The organism is Proluteimonas luteida (assembly GCF_021191695.1).
GTDB classification, from domain to species: domain Bacteria; phylum Pseudomonadota; class Gammaproteobacteria; order Xanthomonadales; family Xanthomonadaceae; genus Luteimonas; species Luteimonas luteida.
The window spans coordinates 77,412-97,336 of the sequence record NZ_JAIWPT010000005.1 but is presented as its reverse complement, the minus strand read 5'-3'; the positions used below and the strand labels follow the sequence as shown (position 1 = coordinate 97,336).

13 protein-coding genes and 1 pseudogene are annotated in these 19,925 nt (G+C 66.1%); 8 read left to right on the top strand and 6 right to left on the bottom strand.

From position 1 onward, the window contains the following. Positions 1-5 precede the first annotated feature (5 nt). Together LDO26_RS06360 and LDO26_RS06355 are read left to right on the top strand one after the other, a co-directional pair. On the top strand, positions 6-425 hold the full coding sequence (locus LDO26_RS06360) for a very short patch repair endonuclease (protein WP_232130238.1): 420 nt from the start codon (positions 6-8) through the stop codon (positions 423-425). Positions 426-757: 332 nt separating this feature from the next. Beyond that, positions 758-2,123, top strand: a pseudogene (locus tag LDO26_RS06355) (IS5 family transposase). A 174-nt stretch (positions 2,124-2,297) separates the two neighbouring features. Here LDO26_RS06355 and LDO26_RS06350 read toward each other — a convergent pair. Together LDO26_RS06350 and LDO26_RS06345 are read right to left on the bottom strand one after the other, a co-directional pair. Continuing rightward, positions 2,298-2,663, bottom strand: a complete 366-nt coding sequence (locus LDO26_RS06350) for a hypothetical protein (RefSeq protein WP_232130237.1) — start codon at positions 2,661-2,663, stop codon at positions 2,298-2,300. Then, complete coding sequence (locus LDO26_RS06345; protein ID WP_232130236.1) at positions 2,660-5,752, bottom strand: RHS repeat-associated core domain-containing protein; 3,093 nt, start codon at positions 5,750-5,752, stop codon at positions 2,660-2,662. Before LDO26_RS06345 ends, LDO26_RS06350 begins: the two co-directional genes overlap by 4 nt. Before the next feature lie 3,338 nt (positions 5,753-9,090). On the opposite strand from LDO26_RS06345, the gene LDO26_RS06340 reads away from it, so the two are divergent. Beyond that, a complete protein-coding gene (locus tag LDO26_RS06340; RefSeq protein ID WP_232130235.1) occupies positions 9,091-11,322 on the top strand; it encodes an NADP-dependent isocitrate dehydrogenase in 2,232 nt (743 codons plus the stop codon). A gap of 290 nt (positions 11,323-11,612) precedes the next feature. Here the strand turns inward: LDO26_RS06340 and LDO26_RS06335 are convergent, their stop codons facing one another. Next, entirely contained in the window at positions 11,613-11,840 is a 228-nt protein-coding gene (locus tag LDO26_RS06335) for a hypothetical protein (protein WP_232130234.1), read from the bottom strand. Between the two features lie 97 nt (positions 11,841-11,937). Between LDO26_RS06335 and LDO26_RS06330 the strand changes: the two genes are divergently transcribed. Next, a complete protein-coding gene (locus LDO26_RS06330; protein WP_232130233.1) occupies positions 11,938-12,918 on the top strand; it encodes a LysR substrate-binding domain-containing protein in 981 nt (326 codons plus the stop codon). Positions 12,919-12,950: 32 nt separating this feature from the next. Here the strand turns inward: LDO26_RS06330 and curA are convergent, their stop codons facing one another. Further along, entirely contained in the window at positions 12,951-13,976 is a 1,026-nt protein-coding gene (gene curA / locus LDO26_RS06325; RefSeq protein ID WP_232130232.1) for an NADPH-dependent curcumin/dihydrocurcumin reductase, read from the bottom strand. Positions 13,977-14,232: 256 nt separating this feature from the next. Between curA and LDO26_RS06320 the strand changes: the two genes are divergently transcribed. Next, positions 14,233-15,243, top strand: a complete 1,011-nt coding sequence (locus LDO26_RS06320; RefSeq protein WP_232130231.1) for a hypothetical protein — start codon at positions 14,233-14,235, stop codon at positions 15,241-15,243. A 156-nt stretch (positions 15,244-15,399) separates the two neighbouring features. On the opposite strand, the gene LDO26_RS06315 is transcribed toward LDO26_RS06320, so the two are convergent. Continuing rightward, positions 15,400-16,356, bottom strand: coding sequence for an aldo/keto reductase (locus LDO26_RS06315; RefSeq protein ID WP_232130309.1), 957 nt, complete (start codon positions 16,354-16,356; stop codon positions 15,400-15,402). A gap of 184 nt (positions 16,357-16,540) precedes the next feature. On the opposite strand from LDO26_RS06315, the gene LDO26_RS06310 reads away from it, so the two are divergent. The 3 genes from LDO26_RS06310 (at position 16,541) to LDO26_RS06300 (ending at position 19,381) form a co-directional block, all read left to right on the top strand. Next, entirely contained in the window at positions 16,541-17,395 is an 855-nt protein-coding gene (locus tag LDO26_RS06310) for a class I SAM-dependent methyltransferase (RefSeq protein ID WP_435594044.1), read from the top strand. Positions 17,396-17,554: 159 nt separating this feature from the next. Continuing rightward, positions 17,555-18,112, top strand: a complete 558-nt coding sequence (locus tag LDO26_RS06305; RefSeq protein WP_232130230.1) for a pseudouridine synthase — start codon at positions 17,555-17,557, stop codon at positions 18,110-18,112. A gap of 132 nt (positions 18,113-18,244) precedes the next feature. Next, the gene (locus LDO26_RS06300; protein WP_232130229.1) at positions 18,245-19,381 is read left to right on the top strand and encodes a hybrid sensor histidine kinase/response regulator; all 1,137 of its coding nucleotides are present in this window, start codon (positions 18,245-18,247) and stop codon (positions 19,379-19,381) included. A 166-nt stretch (positions 19,382-19,547) separates the two neighbouring features. Here LDO26_RS06300 and LDO26_RS06295 read toward each other — a convergent pair whose 3' ends face one another. Then, complete coding sequence (locus tag LDO26_RS06295) at positions 19,548-19,895, bottom strand: hypothetical protein (RefSeq protein WP_232130228.1); 348 nt, start codon at positions 19,893-19,895, stop codon at positions 19,548-19,550. Positions 19,896-19,925: the final 30 nt, after the last annotated feature.

Genomic DNA, 19,925 nt, shown 5'->3' with positions numbered 1-19,925 from the left:
ATGGCATGGCCGACTTCCTCTCTCCTGCCGAGCGCTCGGAAAGGATGTCCCGGATCCGGGGCAAGAATACCCGGCCAGAGCTTGCGCTCCGCAAGGTCCTGCACCGCCTTGGCCTCCGCTACCGGCTTCACGGGGCAGGGCTGCCAGGCAAGCCGGACCTTGTGTTTCCCCGCTACAAGGCAGTGGTGTTCGTCCATGGTTGCTTCTGGCACCGGCATGCAGGATGCAGTATCGCGACGACACCAAAGAGCAACACGCCATTCTGGCTGGAGAAGTTCGAGAAGAATGTGTCAAGGGATGTCCGAGTTACAAGCCAACTGGAAGAAAGCGGCTGGAGAGTCTTTGTGATATGGGAGTGCGAGGTATCGTCATCGGCTAAGGCTTCTAACGTTGGCGAGAACCTTGCCAGGTTGATCAGAGCCTAAAAGGTAGTTCGGCACATCCGTCCACTCATGAGTCTCCTCCGGATAGAAAGGCGGCCTCAAGAATCAAGTGCAGCACGTGATTTGAAGGCGAGAATTTCTTTCTCCATGGCCACCGGCGCGGCCCAGTGAACGTCTGGCGAGGACGGCCACTCATAAACGTCCGTACTCCACACCTTGCCGCTACGTCGTCTTCCCTGAAGAAATCGTTTGACGCAGGACGTATAGCTCGTTTCTCCCTGTAGGGGTATGCCGGAACTACAAGATTGACCAGCCTTTGGCTGTTGAGAAGCCGCTACGCTGGCGCCTGTTTTCTTGCAGTTTGGAGCCACCGGATGCGCAAGCGCCCCGGCGCTGCCGACAGTACCGACGCCCACGCCGACGAGCTGTTCCGTTCCCGCTTGGAGAACCAGATCGACCTGCGCCATCCGCTGGCGAAGCTGGCCGGGCGGATACCTTGGGCCGAGTTGGAGGACGCCCTCGCGCCAACACTGCCGCCCGATCCGGCAGGCGGCGGCCGTCCGGCGCTGCCGGTGCGGCTGATGTCCGGGCTGCTGTATCTGAAGCACGCCTACGACCTGTCCGACGAGGAGGTGTGCTTGCGCTGGCTGGAGAACCCTTACTGGCAGTTCTTCACCGGTGAGGTGGTGTTCCAGACGGCGCTGCCGTGCAACCCCAGTTCGCTGACGCGCTGGCGGCAGCGACTGGGCAAGGCCGGCATGGAAGAGTTGCTGGCGCAGACGATCGCCGCGGCGCGCTCGCTGAAGGCGGTCGATGCCCGTGAGTTGTCGCGGGTGATCGTGGACACGACGGTGCAGGAGAAGGCCATCGCCCACCCGACCGACAGTCGGTTGCTGGAGGTGGCGCGCAGGAAGCTGGTGCTGCTGAGCCGGCGCCATGACATCAAGCTGCGCCAGACCTACGAGCGAGAGGCGCCGGGGCTGGCCCGCAAGGCCGGCCGCCACGCCCACACCCGGCAGTTCAAGCGCATGCGCAAGGTGCTGCGTCGGCAGCGCACGCTGCTGGGCCGGGTGATCCGGGATATCGGCCGGCAGTTGGACGCACGGGAAGGCACGGTCCGTGAACAGATGCAGGTGTGGCTGGAGCGGGCCGAGCGGATCCGGAGCCAACAGCCCAAAGGACAAGCACAAGCTCTACGCCCTGCACGCGCCGGAGGTGGAGTGCATCGGCAAGGGCAAGGCACGCAAGCCCTACGAGTTTGGGGTGAAGGTGGGCATAGCGGTGACGGCCCGGAAGGGGCTGGTGGTCGGCGCCCGGAGTTTTGCCGGCAACCCGTACGACGGCGACACGCTTGAAGAGCAGCTTGAGCAGGTGGAGATCGTCAGCGGCCAGAAGCCACGGACGGCGATCGTGGATCTGGGCTATCGCGGCCGGGAGATCGAAGGCGCCAGCATCCTGCACCGGGGAAAGCCGAAGTCGCTGACGCGGCGGCAGTGGGCGTGGGTGAAACGGCGACAGGCGATCGAGCCGGTGATCGGACACTTGAAGGACGATTGCCGGTTGCGCCGCTGTCACCTCAAGGGTGCAAAGGGCGACGCGTTGCACGTGATCGCCTGCGCGGCCGGCTACAGCATCCGCTGGCTGCTGCGGTGGATTGCATTTCTGCGTGCCTGGCTGCGGGCAACCCTGATCCAGAGTGTTCAAGGTCCGCGGCCGGTGGGGATGGCAACTGCAGGTTGAAATGAATTCTTCAGGGACGACTATTTATTTTGGGGATGTCCGGAATTCTGCGAAGCTTACGATTACCCCGGGCGCCGGGTTTTTAAGCATGAGCAATTAGAAATGACAAACTCCGGCCGGGGCCGGAGTTTGTCAGCAGTCTGAAGGCCCGCCCACAGACGCGGGCCTTATGTTTCATGGAGCCGGATCAATTGTTCTCTGACCTCGGTCCTCGCCAGCCTTGCGCTTGGCTGTCAGGAAGGCAAACGTCGCCAGGAAGTGGATCATCGGGAACAGGACTACGTAGATGTCGATCCCTGGGCTAAGGCGCAGGCGATGGGGGATGAACCCCAATCCAAAAGCGGCCAGACCGGAAAGGAGGAAGATGCCCGTGGTCGTGCTCTTGATTTGCGCGCCAAACGCATTGAGGGACAAGGCCAGGAACCACAACGCGCCGAACACTCCATACACGATGATTTCTTGATCCTTCGTGTAAAGGAAAATCTGGGCGAGGTAGAGCGCCAACGATACCAGGAAGGAAATGGCAACCAACGCTCTCATGGCCGGGCTCTCCGGCTGATCTCTTCTGCACTTCGCGACCACACTTCCCGAGATTGGTTGTTATCGGGGTCGAAGACACGTTGCAGGAAGGAGTTGCCTTCACCATACGTGACAATGTTCTGCTCACCTCCTTGGCCGGGCTGGACTAGCCTCAACACAATCCCCCAAGTGGCAGCATGGTTGCCGGTCGTGACATTGAGAACGGCGCTGGTTCCATTTTGCAGGGGTATCTGATACGACATCACGTTGTCCTGGCCGGTTAGCCTGCTAATCGCGTTATTCGCGTTCACGTCGATCTTGTTGCCTTGCAAGGTGGCGGGCTCATCTTGCATGGGCGTTGGGTTGCTGACCAACTGCTCGTTAAGGCGTTGACTGTAAGCACCATCACCACTTCCGGCCGAATCAGTAAATCGGTAAACGTGATGGAAGAACGAATCCCTCTCGCTGATACTCGCGGGAAAACCTTTTGGCCTAGGGAAGTTCACGGTGGGGAGATTGCCACCAATCGGCACCAACTGGCAGGTGTTGCTGGCACACTTGATATCGCGGCCATCCGGGTCAACGAACTTGTACGGATTGTTGGCTGCATAGCGATAGCGATTGAATGCGCCTATTGGGTTGCCATACGCCGTGATGGGATCGACGCTGAGGAACACTCCCAGCTGCGGATCGTAATAGCGCTGCTGCATGTACGTCAGCCCCGTCGCCGCATCCTGCACATGACCCGTGAACCCCGGACCGTCCGGCAGCACCTTGTTCACCAGTTGCCCGTATGGCTCGTACTCGCCGGTTTCGATCGTCGCCTTCGTCGCATTCGTCACCGCGATCGGCGTGCCCAGGGCATCGGTGTGCTGGTACTTCACCGTTTCCGTGGCCGTGGTCAGCGGGCGCTCCCGGAACGCCACCAGGCTGCTTCCCAGGTAGATGTAGTCGATCCGTTTCGCCTGCTTGTGGTCCTGCTGGTACAGCAGCTGCCCGGCGTTGCCGTACTGCGACAGGATCTGGCTGCTGCCCACCGTCTGCGCATGCACCCGGCGGCCGTGGCCGTCGTACTCGTAGCCGGTTTCCCTGCCCGGCACGCTGCGCAGCCGGTTGCCCAGGTCGAACTGGTAGGTCTGCGCGCCCTTGCCCGCCAGGTTGCCCTGCACGTCGTAGGTCAGGTTCGCCACCACCGCGCCGCCCACGGTGTTCTTGACCTGGCTCAGCCGACGGGTCGTGGTGTCGTAGGTGTAGGTGTGGTTGCGCGACTGGCTGCCGCCGCTCACGCTGACCGTGGTCAGGTTGTCCAGCACACTGTAGGCGTAACTGGCCGTACCGAACATGCCCGAGGTGGTCTGGACCAGCCTGTCGCGTACGTCGTAACTCATGCCCCGGGTCTGCCTGCCTGAGGACGTATGGTCGGTGATGCCGGTGACGTTGCCGTGCTGGTCGTAGCCGTATTGCAGGTCCAGTCGCCGGTTGGCCGCCGCGCACGTCCCCGTGGTGGTGCAGTCGGTGCTGCGCAGCGGCAGGCCACGGGCGTTCTGGGTCAGGGTATGGACGATGCCGTTGCCGTAGGTGAACGACTTGATCGCACCGTTGGGGAAGTAGTTCACCCCGCTGGCGAACGTCCCCGCCTGCGTCGGCTGGCCCAGCGCATTGGGCGCGTGGTTCACGGTCAGCCCGGACGGATACACCAGGCTGGCCGGGTGGCCGTTGCCGTTGTAGCCGTAGCCGATCGACCAGGCCGCTGCCGTGCCGCGCTTGACGCTCTCGCCGGTCAGCAGGCGACGCCGGTTGTAGCTGTAGGCGTTGGTGACCAGGGTGCCGCCGCTGGTGTTGTGGGTGACGATGGTCGCCGGCAGGCCGTCGGGCGTGTATGTCCAGGCCTGGTTGCCGATGCCGTTGGCGAAGGACAGCGCGGTGAGGCGGTTGCGGCCGTCGTAGCTGCGCGTGACCTTGCGCGGGTTGATCGTGCCGGTATTGCCGGCGGCGTGGCAGGCGGTCTCCGCCGGCAGGCCCGCCGCGGACCACGCCAGGTTGCCGGCGCCGTCGTAGCCCATCAGCGTCGCACCGTTCTCCGGGTCCACGCTGCGGCACAGCTCCTGGTTGGCGTTGTAGGTGTAGCTGCGGTTGACCCCTACGGAGCCGCCAGTCGGATTGCTGCTGTTGCTGCGACGCAGTTGCGTCGGTTTCCCGAAGGCATCCCGGGTGATATGAGTATAGACACCGCCGGATTGGGCAATGGCGACCGGATAATCAGTGGTCGGCTGGTCCCAGGCCAGATATGTGGTTGTCGTCTGCGCACCTTTGGGGCTGGTGACCCGGGTCCGGAAGTTGCTCAGGTATTCGGTAGCGGTGGTCAGCAGGCCCAACTCACTGTCCTGGCTGACCGACGTTGGCCGGCCGAGGGCGTCGTACTCGCTCCAGGTGCCGGTGGTGAGATTGTGGCTGGTGCCGGGATACGAGGCGAAGGTCACCCGGCCGGCATGGTCGTATGCGTACCGGGTGAAGCGTGTGGTCGCCGAAACACTCGACTGGTCATGTTCACGCACCACGACCGGGCGCCAGAGCGCATCGTGATAGACGTGCTTGCGGTAGTTGCCGGTGGCGATGTCCTGCCGCCAATAGCCGGCGGGCAACCCTGCTGCCCCAGTGGGTTGCGGGCCGAAATCGATCGTGGTTGCCGCCCACTGGGAGGTGTCGCACACGCCGGCCTGTGTTTCCGATGGGTAGGTGATCCTGTTCACCCGGCCCATCGGGTTGTACGCATAGCAGGTCTTCGCGCCGGTTTCGTCGGTAACCGACGTGATCCAGCCGGCGGCACTGACCACGGCCGACTGGGTGCTGCCGCCCGGATACTGGATGTTGCGCGGAATGCCGCGGTACCAGCTGGACAAGGTGGTGACGTTGTTGTTGCCGTCCTTGACGGTGGAGACCGTGCCGTCGGCGTTGTAGGTCAGAGTCTGCACCGTCTTGCCGAAGGCCTTGGAGACGGTCGGCTGGGCGTTGGCGTTGTATGTGACCTCCCAGGCCACAGCACCATTCACGGTCAGCTTTTTCTGCTGGCCCAGCACCCATTTCGACAGGTCGTCGTGGTAATTGATCACCTCGGTACTGGTATAGGTCTGGGCCTCGGCCGGCGCCCCCCCCAACCAGCCACAAGCCCGCAAGCAGAGCCGCCTTTCCGATCAGTGACCGTCGCATCCCAGCTCCCCTTGAGTTGTCCTGCTCGACATCATTGTTCCAACAAGATCACATGGGGACAAAGAGTCCGTACTTGCCATACGTCTTCCATGACTCATGGAGCCGGCTGGCTGCTCCGCACAATCTTTGTAGGCCTCGCGTGCAGATCAAAGCACGGAGAAGCGGAATTGGAACCGCAATCGGTCGCAACCTGCCATGTAAATATACGACCCTGCTGGTTCAGCACCCTCTTTGACAATGCCGGGCGCATGACTGAGCCCAACGAGCCCGCCTGACTGTATTGACCCAGGCTCGATACACCGATGCCATCAAACACACGCCACTCCCTCGTCTCCACTGATAACGTCTGCGAAGACCCCTGCCGCTCCTCCTGCCTCAACAGCAGCCCCTGATTCACACGGTACCGGTTTCCATACGTGTACAAGGTTGACGTTCCATCCGATCGCGTGACCGTGGTTGCAACCGTCGTTGGAGAGCTGGCTGTACAGGTAGCTGGTTGATACCCGGCGGCATAGCAATCATTTGGCGGCCCGTATGTGATCTGTGACCAGTAAGAACCAAGTCCAGGCCCACTGACAGATTTCCTGGTGAGTGAGATCTCGGTAACCCTACTCGGATCTACAACATATGGAGGATTCATACCTTCCGGATTCATGCATCTCAAAGGAACATAGGAGTAACCCCGCAGAACCGGGGTGAAACTGAAGGTCCCTATCGCTCCGGAAGGAAGCGTGACAGTAATCGTTCCATTGCCCGCTGCGGACACAGGAGGGTTTGTTGCCGAACAAAACTGCCCCGGCCCACCATATGGATATTGGGTCGGAAATATCTGCCAGTTTGATTGCAGTTTCCATTGCGATCCATCAGGATATGTGACTACGAATGGGTTGCCAATGGATACGCTCCATTGCCGCCCGCTGGACGAGGCTTGCACAACCGCTCCAGACGCAGTCACATTAATCACCCTGCCGTCACTTCCAGAAAGCCCTTCGACATGATTACCAAAACGGTCTTCGATTCTGGAAGCGTAGATTCTTATTTCCTGGCGCTGGAATGTAACATCCTGCCCGAACCCGTTTAACTTGTCGATTGGCGCAAGCTCTGGCCCCAGCCTGTAATCGTCGAAGAAGTACTTACTCCCGTCTGGAGAATGGGCAAGAAACCCTTCACCCACACCGTTCTTGAGCGGGATGCATGAAAAGAACCACCCATCATTCGTAGCCCATTTGTATGGTCCGCCGAGCGATGGAACATCTGGCGGAGCTGGCGCATTGGCCAAAGGATTGACCAAAGCCCCTTGACCACGTGGCAGCACTAACCGGTATCCAGACCAGTATTCATGAGGATAATACTCTGCAGGCCTGTCATTATCACTTGGAAGAACGGGTGGCGTCGCATACCCCGTAGGCATAGAACATCTTGACGTCGTCCTGGAAGTTGTCGGGACACTTCCATTTCCAAGCACCCAACCGGCACGTTTACTGAAATCTCCAGTAATGTACGGGTCATCCCGCTCCCATGTTGATGCCGCAGTATTCTGTAGAAAATCCCTGTTCCTTACATATTTGTAACGAAGGGCAACTTCCAGTTCATTGTTTCCGGGAACGCTGAGCACAGTCACATAAAAACTGGTCGCCCCGGATGAGAAGTCGGTCCTGTCTCCAAAGGCGACGTTCCCATCAACCGGCCCCACCAAGGAGCGGTGCCGGATGTGAGGATCATAGTTTTCGTTCGCAGTAATCCCTGACTGGGAAATTGCGACGCCGGGCAAAACAAGAACAAGTGACAGCAATGGATAGAATGCGCACAAGCTCTTCGCGCCGCACATTTTCATAGTCTCTCCATCCCTGCTTAGACATCAGATCAATCAACCCAAGTACAATCCTTGATTACTAAATATCCGGTTAACAACTATCCAGACAGAAGTGAACACGCGATTACACTGCAGGATCCAGAGTCAGGATCCCGATATAACGCAAAGCCGGACAGTCCCGGCCTGATGAGGAGTAGCAGTACTCGGCCACCTGCCAGCAACGCAAGAATCCAAAACCCGTTCTTCAGCAGGCCCAGTACCCGCCTCATCGCTGTTTCGTTTATCCCCTTTTACCCCTGACAGCCCGAACTTAATTCGTCGGTGCCGCCAACATCGTTATTGCACCTAAAGACGCGCATATCCGCGCGCAAGGTCACACTTCAGAACTCCCGAATTCCTGTCGCACCTCCACTGCAGCAAACCGTACTACCCCGGAAAGCCTGCACAGAAGCGGATTTCCTTCCAGGACAAGCACATGCGGAATGCATGACTGCGGCATGCATCCATCCGGCTACAGCAATGCGACTGCGGCATTACCGCCCGGAAACCAGATTCACAAACCGGGAAGCGCTATGCCGACAAGACATCAATCGAACGACTCCATGAACCCTCCGGGGTTCTGCTGCATGTCCAGGCCAGGTCCGTGCGCGAGGAAACCAAGGATCTGTACGTGGAATTCATCCGCGAGGTGCTGCGCGAATCCCTGCGGCGGCGTACGGATGCCGGGCCATGAAGTTCCACCCGCCACAGGCGTTCGCCGTCTCCAGCTAGGGCTACCGCCTGCTTCCGCTGCGTTTCCGTCGCTTTCCGTGGGACCGGGACCGGGTATTCGTTTCGTCGCTGGCGGGCGACTGTCTGACGATGAAGCGGGACGCTTTCGAGCGGTTCCTCCGCCACAAGCTCGACACGCACGCCCCCCATACTGGCGGACCAGACGTAGCACCTGGCGGTGGTCGACCTGCAGCGCAGTTCGCTGGCGCCGCTGCTGAGCCAGTATCGGACCCGGAAGTCCGACCTGCCGGGCGGGCCGGCGCTGCACATCTTCGTGGTCTCGCTGCGATGCCACCGCACCTGCAACTATTGCCAGGCCAACCTGCATTACCGGGCTCCATCGACGCCCCTCTCCTGCAAGGCCTCGACGCTGGCACCCGCCCGCTGCCGCTCAACCGCCAGGGCCGGGGGCATGCATCACCGGCAGGCGTACCCGCGAGCAGCCTTTGACCTGCCCCTGCCCGGTACCGCCATCGCACTGCGGCCGATATCCATACTCCACCGCACGCACGCGTTCTTTGCCCGCCCCTGCGCAAACCGCGACAATAGGCGGATTGCGCACCGGTCCAGTGGTACCGGACCAGGCCTTGGCAGGCCAGCGGTCCGGTGTCGTGGGCGTGGCGCGCATCCCCTGCCATCCAAGGAACGCGACGCCCCATGTCCGACACCCCCAAGATCATCTACACCCTCACCGACGAAGCGCCCTTCCTGGCGACGCAGTCGCTGCTGCCGATCATCGAGGCGTTCGCGCGCCCGGCCGGTGTCGCGGTGGAGACGCGCGACATCTCGCTGGCCGGGCGCATCCTGGCGCAGTTCCCCGAGCGCCTGGGCGAGGCGCAGAAGATCGGCGACGACCTCGCCGAGCTCGGCGCGCTGGCGACGCGGCCGGAGGCCAACATCATCAAGCTGCCGAACATCAGCGCGTCGGTGCCGCAGCTCAAGGCCGCGATCCAGGAGCTGCAGGCGCAGGGCTACGACCTGCCCGACTATCCGGACACGCCGAAGGACGACGCCGAGCGCGACATCCGCGCGCGCTACGGCAAGGTGCTGGGCAGCGCGGTGAACCCGGTGCTGCGCGAGGGCAACTCCGACCGCCGCGCGCCGCTGTCGGTGAAGAACTACGCGCGCAAGCACCCGCACCGCATGGGCAAGTGGAGCGCGGACTCGAAGTCGCACGTGGCGCACATGGACGCCGGCGACTTCTACGGCAGCGAGCAGTCGGCGACGATGGACCGGGCCGGGTCGCTGAAGATCGAGCTGGTCGGCGACGACGGCAGCGTCACGGCGCTGCGCGCGCCGGTCAAGGTGCAGGCAGGGGAGATCGTCGATGCGGCGGTGCTGTCGCGCAAGGCGCTGGCGTCGTTCATCGATGCGCAGATCGAGGATGCGAAGGCGCTGGGCGTGCTGTTCTCGCTGCACCTGAAGGCGACGATGATGAAGGTCTCCGACCCGATCATGTTCGGCGTGGCGGTCGGCGAGTTCTATCGCGACGTGCTGGACAGGCACGCGGACGCGCTGGCCGAGGTCGGCTTCAACCCGAACAACGGCATCGGCGACCTGTACGCGCGCATCCAGTCGCTGCCGCAGGACCGGCAGGACGCGATCCGCGCCGACATCGACGCGCTGTACGCGCAGCGCCCGAAGCTTGCGATGGTCAATTCCGACAAGGGCATCACCAACCTGCACGTGCCGTCGGACGTGATCGTCGACGCGTCGATGCCGGCGATGATCCGCGACTCGGGCGGCATGTGGAACGCCGAGGGCAGGCTGCAGGACGCCAAGGCGGTGATCCCGGACCGCAGCTACGCCGGCATCTACCAGGCGGTGATCGAGGACTGCAAGGCCAACGGCGCGTTCGACCCGGCGACGATGGGCTCGGTGCCGAACGTCGGCCTGATGGCGCAGAAGGCCGAGGAATACGGCTCGCACGACAAGACCTTCCAGGTCCCGGCCGACGGCACGGTGCGGGTCACCGACGACGCGGGCAACGTGGTGTTCGAGCACAAGGTCGAGGCCGGCGACATCTGGCGCATGTGCCAGACCAAGGACGCGCCGATCCAGGACTGGGTGAAGCTGGCGGTCACGCGCGCGCGCCTGTCGGCGACGCCGGCGGTGTTCTGGCTGGACCCGGCCCGCGCGCACGACGCGCAGGTCATCGCCAAGGTCGAGAAGTACCTGAAGGACCACGACACCAGCGGCCTGGACATCCGGATCCTGTCGCCGGTCGAGGCGACGCAGTTCTCGCTGGCGCGCATCCGCAAGGGCGAGGACACGATCTCGGTCACCGGCAACGTGCTGCGCGACTACCTGACCGACCTGTTCCCGATCCTGGAGCTGGGCACCAGCGCCAAGATGCTGTCGATCGTGCCGCTGATGGCCGGCGGCGGCCTGTTCGAGACCGGCGCCGGCGGCTCGGCGCCCAAGCACGTGCAGCAGTTCGTCGAGGAGGACTACCTGCGCTGGGATTCGCTGGGCGAGTTCCTGGCGCTGGCGGCCTCGCTGGAGCACCTGGGCAACGCCTACGGCAACGCCCGCGCCACGGTGCTGGCGAAGGCGCTGGACACGGCCAACGGCAGGATCCTCGACAACGACCGCGGCCCGGCCCGCAAGGTCGGCGGGCTGGACAACCGCGGCAGCCACTTCTACCTCGCCCTGTACTGGGCGCAGGCGCTGGCGGCGCAGGACGACGATGCCGGACTCAAGGCGCTGTTCGCGCCGCTGGCCGAGCGCCTGGCGGCGGAGGAGCAGGCGATCGTCGGCGAACTCAACGGCGCGCAGGGCAAGCCGGTCGACATCGGCGGCTACTACCACCCGGACCTGGACAAGGTCGGCGCCGCGATGCGGCCGAGCGCGACGTTCAACGCGGCGCTGAAGTCGCTGGCGTCGTAACCCGGCTCGCGCAGGACCGGCTCGGCAGCGACAGGCCCGCTTCGGCGGGCCTGTTGCGTTGTTGATCCGGCCCGCAAACATGCAGAGGAGTGGCCCATGGCCGCGACCGGCATTTCGCGGCCATGGGCTGCTCCTACGATTCGTATTGTTTGCGGGGATCGACAGGGCCGGATCGACATTCAAATCTACGTCCCTTCTCCCGCAGGCGGGACATTGCGCCCTTTACGGGTGGACGGTGGCGCGCAGCGCCGGATGAGGGTGCTTCTCGCGGCTGCGGCGCAATGGCAGGGTCAGGTGCAGCGCGAAAGCGCCGCCAGCCTGCCGCGGGCCGCGATCGCATCGCCGTCGTGGTCATCGCACGACGTGGATCGCGGGTGGTCCGCTTCGCACACCGCGGCCGGTGTCGATGCGGGGGTGGCGCTTCCGGTCACCGGCGGGTCGTCGGCATCCAGTTGCCGGGCCAGCGCCGGATCCACGACGTGGCCGTGCAGGAACAGCAGTTCTCTGAAAATACGCATCTCCGGGCTCCACGACTTGAGTGGAATCGAAGATAGGTGCACGCTGGAGCCACGAATAGCGACGCTTTCGCAAGCGAGACTTGAAGGAAATTCAAGGATGTCCCGACCACCGCTGCATGCCCTGCAGGGCTTCGTGGCCGTCGCGCGCGCCGGCACGATCTCCGCCGCGGCCGAATCGCTGCACCTGACAATCAGCGCGCTGAGCCACCAGATGCGCACCCTCGAGGAACGCCTGGGCTATCGGCTGCTGGTGCGGCATGCGCGCGGCGTGTCGCTGACGCCGGACGGGCAGCGCCTGCTCGAGCGCATCGCCCCGCACCTGCAGGCCATCGCCCATGCGCTGCAGCCGTTCTCGGCGCGGCGCGACGACATCCTGACCGTCAGCATCACGCCGACGATGGCCTCGGCGTGGCTGGTGCCGCGGCTGGCGGACTTCATGCGCGCGCATCCCAAGATCGAGCTGAGCCTGCTGTCGAGCGAGCGCGTGGTCGACTTCGACCAGCAGCCGAACATCGACGCGGCGATGCGCGTCGGCCACGGGCGCTGGCCCGGGGTCGAGTCCGAGCCGCTGTTCGACGAATACCTGGTGCCGATGGCCAGCCCCGCGCTGATCGCGCGCATGCGCCGCGCGCGGCAGACGAAGCTGGCGCAATGGCCGCTGCTCGGCGATCCCGACGGCGAATGGGAACGCTGGTTCGCGCTGTCGGGCGAAACGCCGCCGGCGCGCTATGTCGCGGTGTTCGACGATTCGGAATCGCACCACCGCGCCGCGCTCGATGGCGTCGGCGTGGCACTGGGCCGGGTCACGCGCGCGCGCCTGCTGCTCGATTCCGGCCAGCTGGTCGCACTGTCGCCGCACCGGCTGCGCACGCCGTGGGGGCACTACCTGGTGCATCCGCCGCGCTCGGCCGACCATCGCGGCTTCCTCGCGTTCCGCGACTGGCTGCGGGCGCAGGCGGCCGAGCACGTGCGCCGGGTCGCACAGGACGCGCCGCCGGCCGGCGCCGTGCGCAGGCCGGCGCCACGCGCGCGGGCAGCCGGGAAGAAGCAGGCGACCGCGCCACGCCAGCGCCGCTGAGCGCCCCTCGCCGCGCCCGGCAGCGCGGCCCCTCAGTCGGCGATCTTCACCAGCAACTTGCCGAAGTTGCGCCCCTCCAGCATGCCGATGAACGCGGCGGGCGCGTTCTCCAGCCCGTCGACGACATCCTCGCGGAAGCAGATCTCGCCGTCGCGCAGCCAGCGACCCATCTCGCGCAGGAACTCGGGGTACAGGGCGATGAAGTCGCGCTGGATGAAGCCGCGCACCGTCAGGTGGCGGGTCAGGATCAACGCCATCAGCTGCGGCACCCGGTCCGGTCCGGGCGGCGGCGCCGATGCGTTGTACTGCGCGATCAGCCCGCATACCGGGATCCGCGCGAAGTCGTTGAGCAGCGGCAGCACCGCATCGAAGACCTTGCCGCCGACGTTCTCGAAGTACACGTCGATGCCGTCCGGGCATGCGGCGACGAGCTGCGCGGCGAAGTCGTCGGCGCGATGGTCCAGCGCGGCATCGAAGCCGAGCACGTCGCGCACGTAGGCGACCTTGTCCGGGCCGCCGGCGACGCCGACCACGCGCGCACCGGCGCGTTTCGCGATCTGCCCGACGGTGGCGCCCACCGGTCCGCTGGCGGCGGCGACCACCAGGGTCTCGCCGGCCTCCGGCTTGCCGATCTCGCGCAGCCCCGCATACGCGGTGAAGCCGGGCATGCCGTACACGCCCAGCGCGGTCGATACCGGCGGCCCGTCGGGATCGAGCTTGCGCCGCAGCGCCTCGCCGTCGACCACCGCGTACGTCTGCCAGCCGGCATGCGCCAGCACCAGGTCGCCCGGCGACCACGCCGGATGCAGCGACTGCACGACCTCCGAGACCGTGCCGCCTTCCACCACGTCGCCGACTTCGAGCGGCGCGACATACGAGCGCCCGGCGTTCATGCGCCCGCGCAGGTAGGGGTCGAGCGACAGCCAGCGGTTGCGCAGCAGGACCTGGCCGTTGCGCAGCGGCGGCAGCGTGGCGTGTTCGAGGCGGAAGTCGGCCGGCGTCGGCGCGCCCTTCGGGCGTGCCGCCAGCACGATGCGGATGTTGTCGATGTCGGGCATGCGGGAGTTCTCCATCCGGTTGCGTGCAGGGTGGCAGGTCGCGGCTGCGCGGGCAGCTTCGCACGGGGTTTTTTCACCGATCGTGAAATCCGGATTTGTGCGTTGCATCACCCGCAACACAACGATGCCACCGTAGTCTGCACGCTGGTGCGTCGCATGCGCGACCGCACCCGGACACGGGGGAAAACAGGTGGTCGAAGAGGGGGGCGGCGAAGGGAATCGCGGCGTGGTCAAAGTCGTGTCCATCGGAACGGACATGCGCGAAGAACAGGCCCTGCTGCACAGGCTGCGCACGGTGTCCGGGGCACCGGACGCGTGCATCGCGCCCTGCGACGACCTGCACGCCTGCGACCTGCTGGTCGTGCGCGACAACAGTGCGATGCGCAAGGTCGCCCATGGGCTGGCCAGCGGCCGGCCCGGCGTGCGGCTGTGGATCCTCGACGATGCCGGCGTTCTCCACGACGGCCTGGTGGCGCCGCAGCTGCCGCTCGACGAACGGCAGCTGTGGGACGCACTGGACGACATGCTTGGACCGGGTGTCGCCATTGCCGCGTCCGCCCCGCCGCCGGCGCCCGTGGCGGCGGTGGCACCGCAGCCGGTGCCGCTGCGGGAACCGGCGGCGGCAGTGGCCATGGAGGATCCGCCGCCGATCGCCCGCGCGATCCGCGAGCGCGTTGCCGCGGGCCGCGGCCATGCGCTGATCGCACACGGCGGCCGCCACCTGCTGATGCTCGACTTCGACCGCAAGCTGGCCGTGCCGGTCACCGGCACGCCGCAGGCGTCCGCACTGGCGAGCGAACTGGCGCCGCTGCTGCCCGACGCCACGATGCAGCTGTCGGACGCGGCCACGTTCAACGCGCAGCCGCTGCCGACGCTGCCGCTGATCCCGCTGCTGTGGAACATCGCCCTGCAGGCGCGTGGCGCATCGCCGCTGCTGCCGCCGCTGGATGCCGGCAGCGTGCTGTCGCTGAAACAATGGCCGGACTTCCGCGCGGTGGCGCACCGTCCCGACCACTTCCAGCTGTGTTCGCTGCTGCTCAAGCGGCCTAGCACGGCGGACGAGGCCTGCGCCCTGCTCGGCATGGCACGGGACATCGTCCACGGGTTCTTCAATGCCGCCTATCTCAGCAGCTATGCGGTCGTCGCGACCGCGGCGGCGGCGCCTGCCGGGTCGGCGCCGGATGCGCCGCCGCCCGGCGACGCGGGCGGCTCGCGGCTGTCGCGCCTGTGGCGCTCGGTCCGCGGCGAACGCGGCCGCAACGAGTAGGGCAACGTCGCGCAGGCAGCACGCCTTGCAGGCGCGCCCCTGGGCGCGATCCCGCCCCATGTCCCGGCGATCGCGCCCAGGGGGCGCTCCTACATGGGGCGGGCCGCATGCGCAGGCCTCGCGCGTCACGGGCAGGCGTGCAAGACGCCGGTTGGGTCAGCTGCCTGCGCTTGCGGCATCCAGCGCCGCGATGTCGGATTTCGACAGCAGCAGCGTGCGCGCGGCGGCCAGTTCGCGCAGCTGGGGAATGCTGGTCGCGCTGACGATCGGCGCGGTGATGCCCGGGCGTGCGATCAGCCAGGCCAGCGCGACCTGGGCGACGGTCGCCGCCTGGCGCGAGGCCACGTCGTCGAGCGCGGCGAGGATGCGCTTGCCGCGCGCGTTGAGGTACTGCTTGACCACCTGCGCGCCGCGGGCGGCGCTGCGGCCGGCATCGGCCTCGGTGCGGTACTTGCCGCTGAGGAAGCCGCTGGCCAGCGAGTAGTAGCTGATCACGCCGAGGCCATGTTCGCGCACCAGCGGCTCCAGCGCGTCCTCGTAGCCGGCACGGTCGTAGAGGTTGTACTCGGGCTGCAGCGTCTCGTAGCGCGGCAGGTTGTGCCGCTGCGCCACCGCCAGCGCTTCCGCCAGCCGCGGTGCGCTGTAGTTCGACGCGCCGATCGCGCGCACCTTGCCCTGTTCGATCAGCCGCGAGAACGCGCCCAGGGTGTCCTCCAGCGGCACCGTGGGGTCGTCCTCGTGGGCTTGGTAGAGGTCGATGACGTCGGTCTGCAGGCGCCGCAGCGAATCCTCGGCCGCGGCCTGGATGTTGGCCGGCGACAGGCCGGGATGCTTCGACCACTTGGCGACCTTGGTCGCGATGACGATGCGGTCGCGCCTGCCGCCGCGCTTGAGCCACCTGCCGATCAGGGCCTCGGATTCGCCACCCTGGTTGCCGTCGACCCAGGCCGAATACACGTCGGCGGTGTCGACCAGGTTGATGCCCAGCGCCACGCACTCGTCGAGCAGCGCGAACGTGGTCGCCTCGTCGGCACTCCAGCCGAACACGTTGCCGCCGAAGGCCAGCGGCGAGATCTTCAAACCCGAGCGCCCGAGTTCACGTTCCGACATCATCGACTCCTGGAAACCATGTGCATCCAGCATAGGCGCGCGATGCGCCACAGCGCGTGCAGGCAGCACCGAAAGCTGTGTTCCGGTGCTGCAACCGATCGCCGCCGGCGTCCGCCAATCGCATTCGGACCGTCCGCGCCCCGCTTGTGGCACCCTTGCGCCACGTCCCGGCACCGGAGTTCCCTCCATGCAACGCGCCATGCTGTTCTGCGCCACCGTCGCCCTCGCCACCCTCGCCGGCTGCAGCAGCGGCCCGCAGCCGCGCGCCGACACCGCGGCCGACGTCGATGCCGCCAACCTGTCGCGCCTGGACGCGGCCCTGGCCGGCGACTGGCGCAGCGCGGAGAACCGCGCGCGCGACGTGTACCGGCACCCGCGCGAGACCCTGGCGTTCTTCGGCGTGCGGCCGGAGCAGACAGTCGTCGAGATCACCCCCGGCGGCGGCTGGTATGCCGAGATCCTGGCGCCCTACCTGCGCGACGACGGCCACTACATCGCCGCCGTCGTCGATCCGGACGCATTGCCCGAGGGCCGCGGCCGCACCAGCCAGCAGGCCCAGCACGACAACCTGCGCAACCGCTTCGATGGGGCGCCGGCGCTGTTCGGCGATGCCCGCATCGTCGCCTACGACCCGGCCGCGCCGCGCTTCGGGCCGGACAACTCGGCCGACGTCGTGGTGACCTTCCGCAACGTGCACAACTGGCGCGCCTCGGGCCAGGCCGAAGGCATGTTCCGGGGCTTCTACAACGTGCTGCGCCCGGGCGGCGTGCTCGGCGTGGTCGAACACCGCGCCACCGGCGACGTTCCCGACGACGACCGTAGCGGCTATGTCGGGCAGTCGCAGGTGATCGCGCTGGCCCAGGCCGCCGGCTTCCGCGTCGACGCCAGCAGCGAGGTCAACGCCAACCCGCGCGACACCCGCGACCATCCCAACGGCGTGTGGACGCTGCCGCCGGTCAACAACCATCCGCCGGAAGACGCCGCGCGCTATCGCGAGATCGGCGAGAGCGACCGCATGACGTTGCGGTTCGTGAAGCCGTGAGGGGCCGTGATTGGTGATTGGTGATTCGCAGGAGTCGATCAGCTGCGGTCAATTGGTGTATCCGCATGGCCGGCCAGTTCTTCGCATCGATCGCAGGATTGCCATCGGATCGCAGCACCGTCCGCTTTTTCGAATCACGACTCACCAATCACCAATCCCATGCTCGTCGCCTTCAACAAGCCCTACGGCGTGCTGTGCCAGTTCACCGACCGCAGCCAGCCGCCGCGGCCGACGCTGGCGGGCTTCGGCCTGCCGGCCGGCGTGTATCCGGCCGGGCGCCTCGACCACGACAGCGAAGGCCTGCTGCTGCTCACCGATGACGGCGGCCTGGCGCACCGCATCACCGACCCGCGGCACAAGCTGCCCAAGACCTACCGGGTGCAGGTTGAGGGGGCGCCGACGCCGGCGCAGCTGCAGGCGCTGCGCGACGGCGTGACCCTGAACGACGGCCCGACCCGGCCGGCACGGGTGGCACTGCTCGATCCCGCGCCCACGTTCTGGCCGCGCGACCCGCCGGTGCGGTTCCGCAAGACCGTGCCCGACGCCTGGCTGGAGCTGACGATCCACGAGGGCCGCAACCGCCAGGTCCGGCGCATGACCGCGGCCGTCGGCCTGCCGACGTTGCGGCTGGTGCGCGTGGCGGTCGGGCCGTGGACGCTGGACGGCCTCGCCCCCGGCACCTGGCGTCCCCTGCAGGCCGGAACCGGGCGACGTTGACCGGAGTTCACGGCACTTGGCCGTATGTGACGGTTGGGCCCCGGAGGTGCGTCGCGATTTCTGCTACCGTTCCGCAGCGGGCGGGCAGGGTCGTCGCCTCGGGTCAACGCCACGGGGCAAAGCAGCAGGGACATGCCGACAACAGCCACCATCAGCGGACGCATCCTGGTCGTCGACGACCAGCCCGCCAACCTGCTCGTCGTCAGCTCGCTGCTGAGCCGGCACGGCTATGAAGTGACCACGGCGGCCGATGGCGAACAAGCGCTGTCGATCCTGTCGAAGGCGCAGCCCGACCTGCTGCTGCTCGACATGCTGATGCCGAACATGGACGGCTTCGCGTTGCTGGCCGAGATCAAGCAGAACCCGGAGCTGCTGCGCCTGCCGGTGGTGTTCCTGACTGTCGCCCAGGATCGCGACCTGCTGCTGCGCGCCTTCGACTCGGGCGCGGTCGACTACGTGACCAAGCCCTTCATGCCGGAGGAGCTGCTGGCCCGGGTCAATGCGCACGTGGGACTGAAGCAGACCCGCGACCGGCTCGAGCGCATCGCCCGCGAGCGCCAGGAGCTGGTCAACCTGGTCGCGCACGACCTGAAGAATCCGCTGTCGAGCATCTGGTTCGCCAGCGACATGCTGATCAAGGGGGAGACCCGCCCGGAGCGGGTGCCGCGCTACCACCGGATGATCCACGACAGCGCCGAGGATGCGCTGGGCTACATCCGCCGCTACCTCGAGACGCAGAAGCACCGGGACAATGCGCAGGCCCGGCAGTGCACGCCGCTGCGCGAGGTGCTGGACTGGCTGGTCGACCGCTACGGGTTGCAGTTCGAGGATCGCGGCGTCGCGCTGCGCCTGCATGCGCCCGGGATCTCACCGCTGGTGGCGGTCGATGCGCTGGTGCTGCGCCAGGTCGCCGAGAACCTGATCACCAACGCGATCAAGTATGCGCCCGACAGCGACGTCGACCTGTCGCTGCGCAGCGGCGGCCCGGGTTATTTCCAGTTGCTGGTCGAGGACCGCGGGCCGGGCATCGCGCGCGACCAGCAGAAGGCGCTGTTCCTGCCGTTCTCGCGGCTTGCGCATGCCGGCAGGGACGACGGCCGCTCCACCGGCCTGGGCCTGTCGCTGGCCAAGCAGATCATCTCCGACCTCGGTGGGCAGCTGTGGTACGAGGACCGCGAGGACGGCGGCGCCCGCTTCATCATTGAGCTGCCGGAAGTGAACGGCGGCGACCCCGCCAGCGCCACGGTCGCGGCGCACAGCGCCGGCTGACCGGCGCGCCGGGCACGCCGGAAGATCCTCGCGCCGACCCGAAGACGGGTCGCGGCCCGTCGCTCCGGACACGGCGAGCAGCCGCTTCCGCCCCACCCGACGAAAAACGCGCGCCATTGGCGCGCGTTCCGGTAACGGCATGCCGCGACACGCGGCGGTGCGGAGATCACTCCTCGCTGGTGGCCGCCTTGCGTGCCGATGCCCTGCGACGGGCCGTGCCCGACTTCGCCTCGATGCGTCGAGACGAGCCCTCGATCGTGCCGTTGGCCTTTTTCTTCTTGTAATGGCGCACGGCAAGCCACGCCAGGCCCGCACCGGCGACCGTCGCGGCGATCACCGCCGGGTTGCGACGCAGGAAACCGCCGGCGGCCTTGGCACTGGACTTGGCCACGCCGATCGCGATGCCGGTCTGCAGCCACTTCTCGGCCGAATCGGGAATCGCGTGGCGCAGGCTTTCGCCGGCGTGGCCGACCAGCGAAATGGCCTTGTCGGACAGCTGTTCGAACTTGCTCATGTGGGGGTTCCTTGAAGTCCGCTTAAGGGA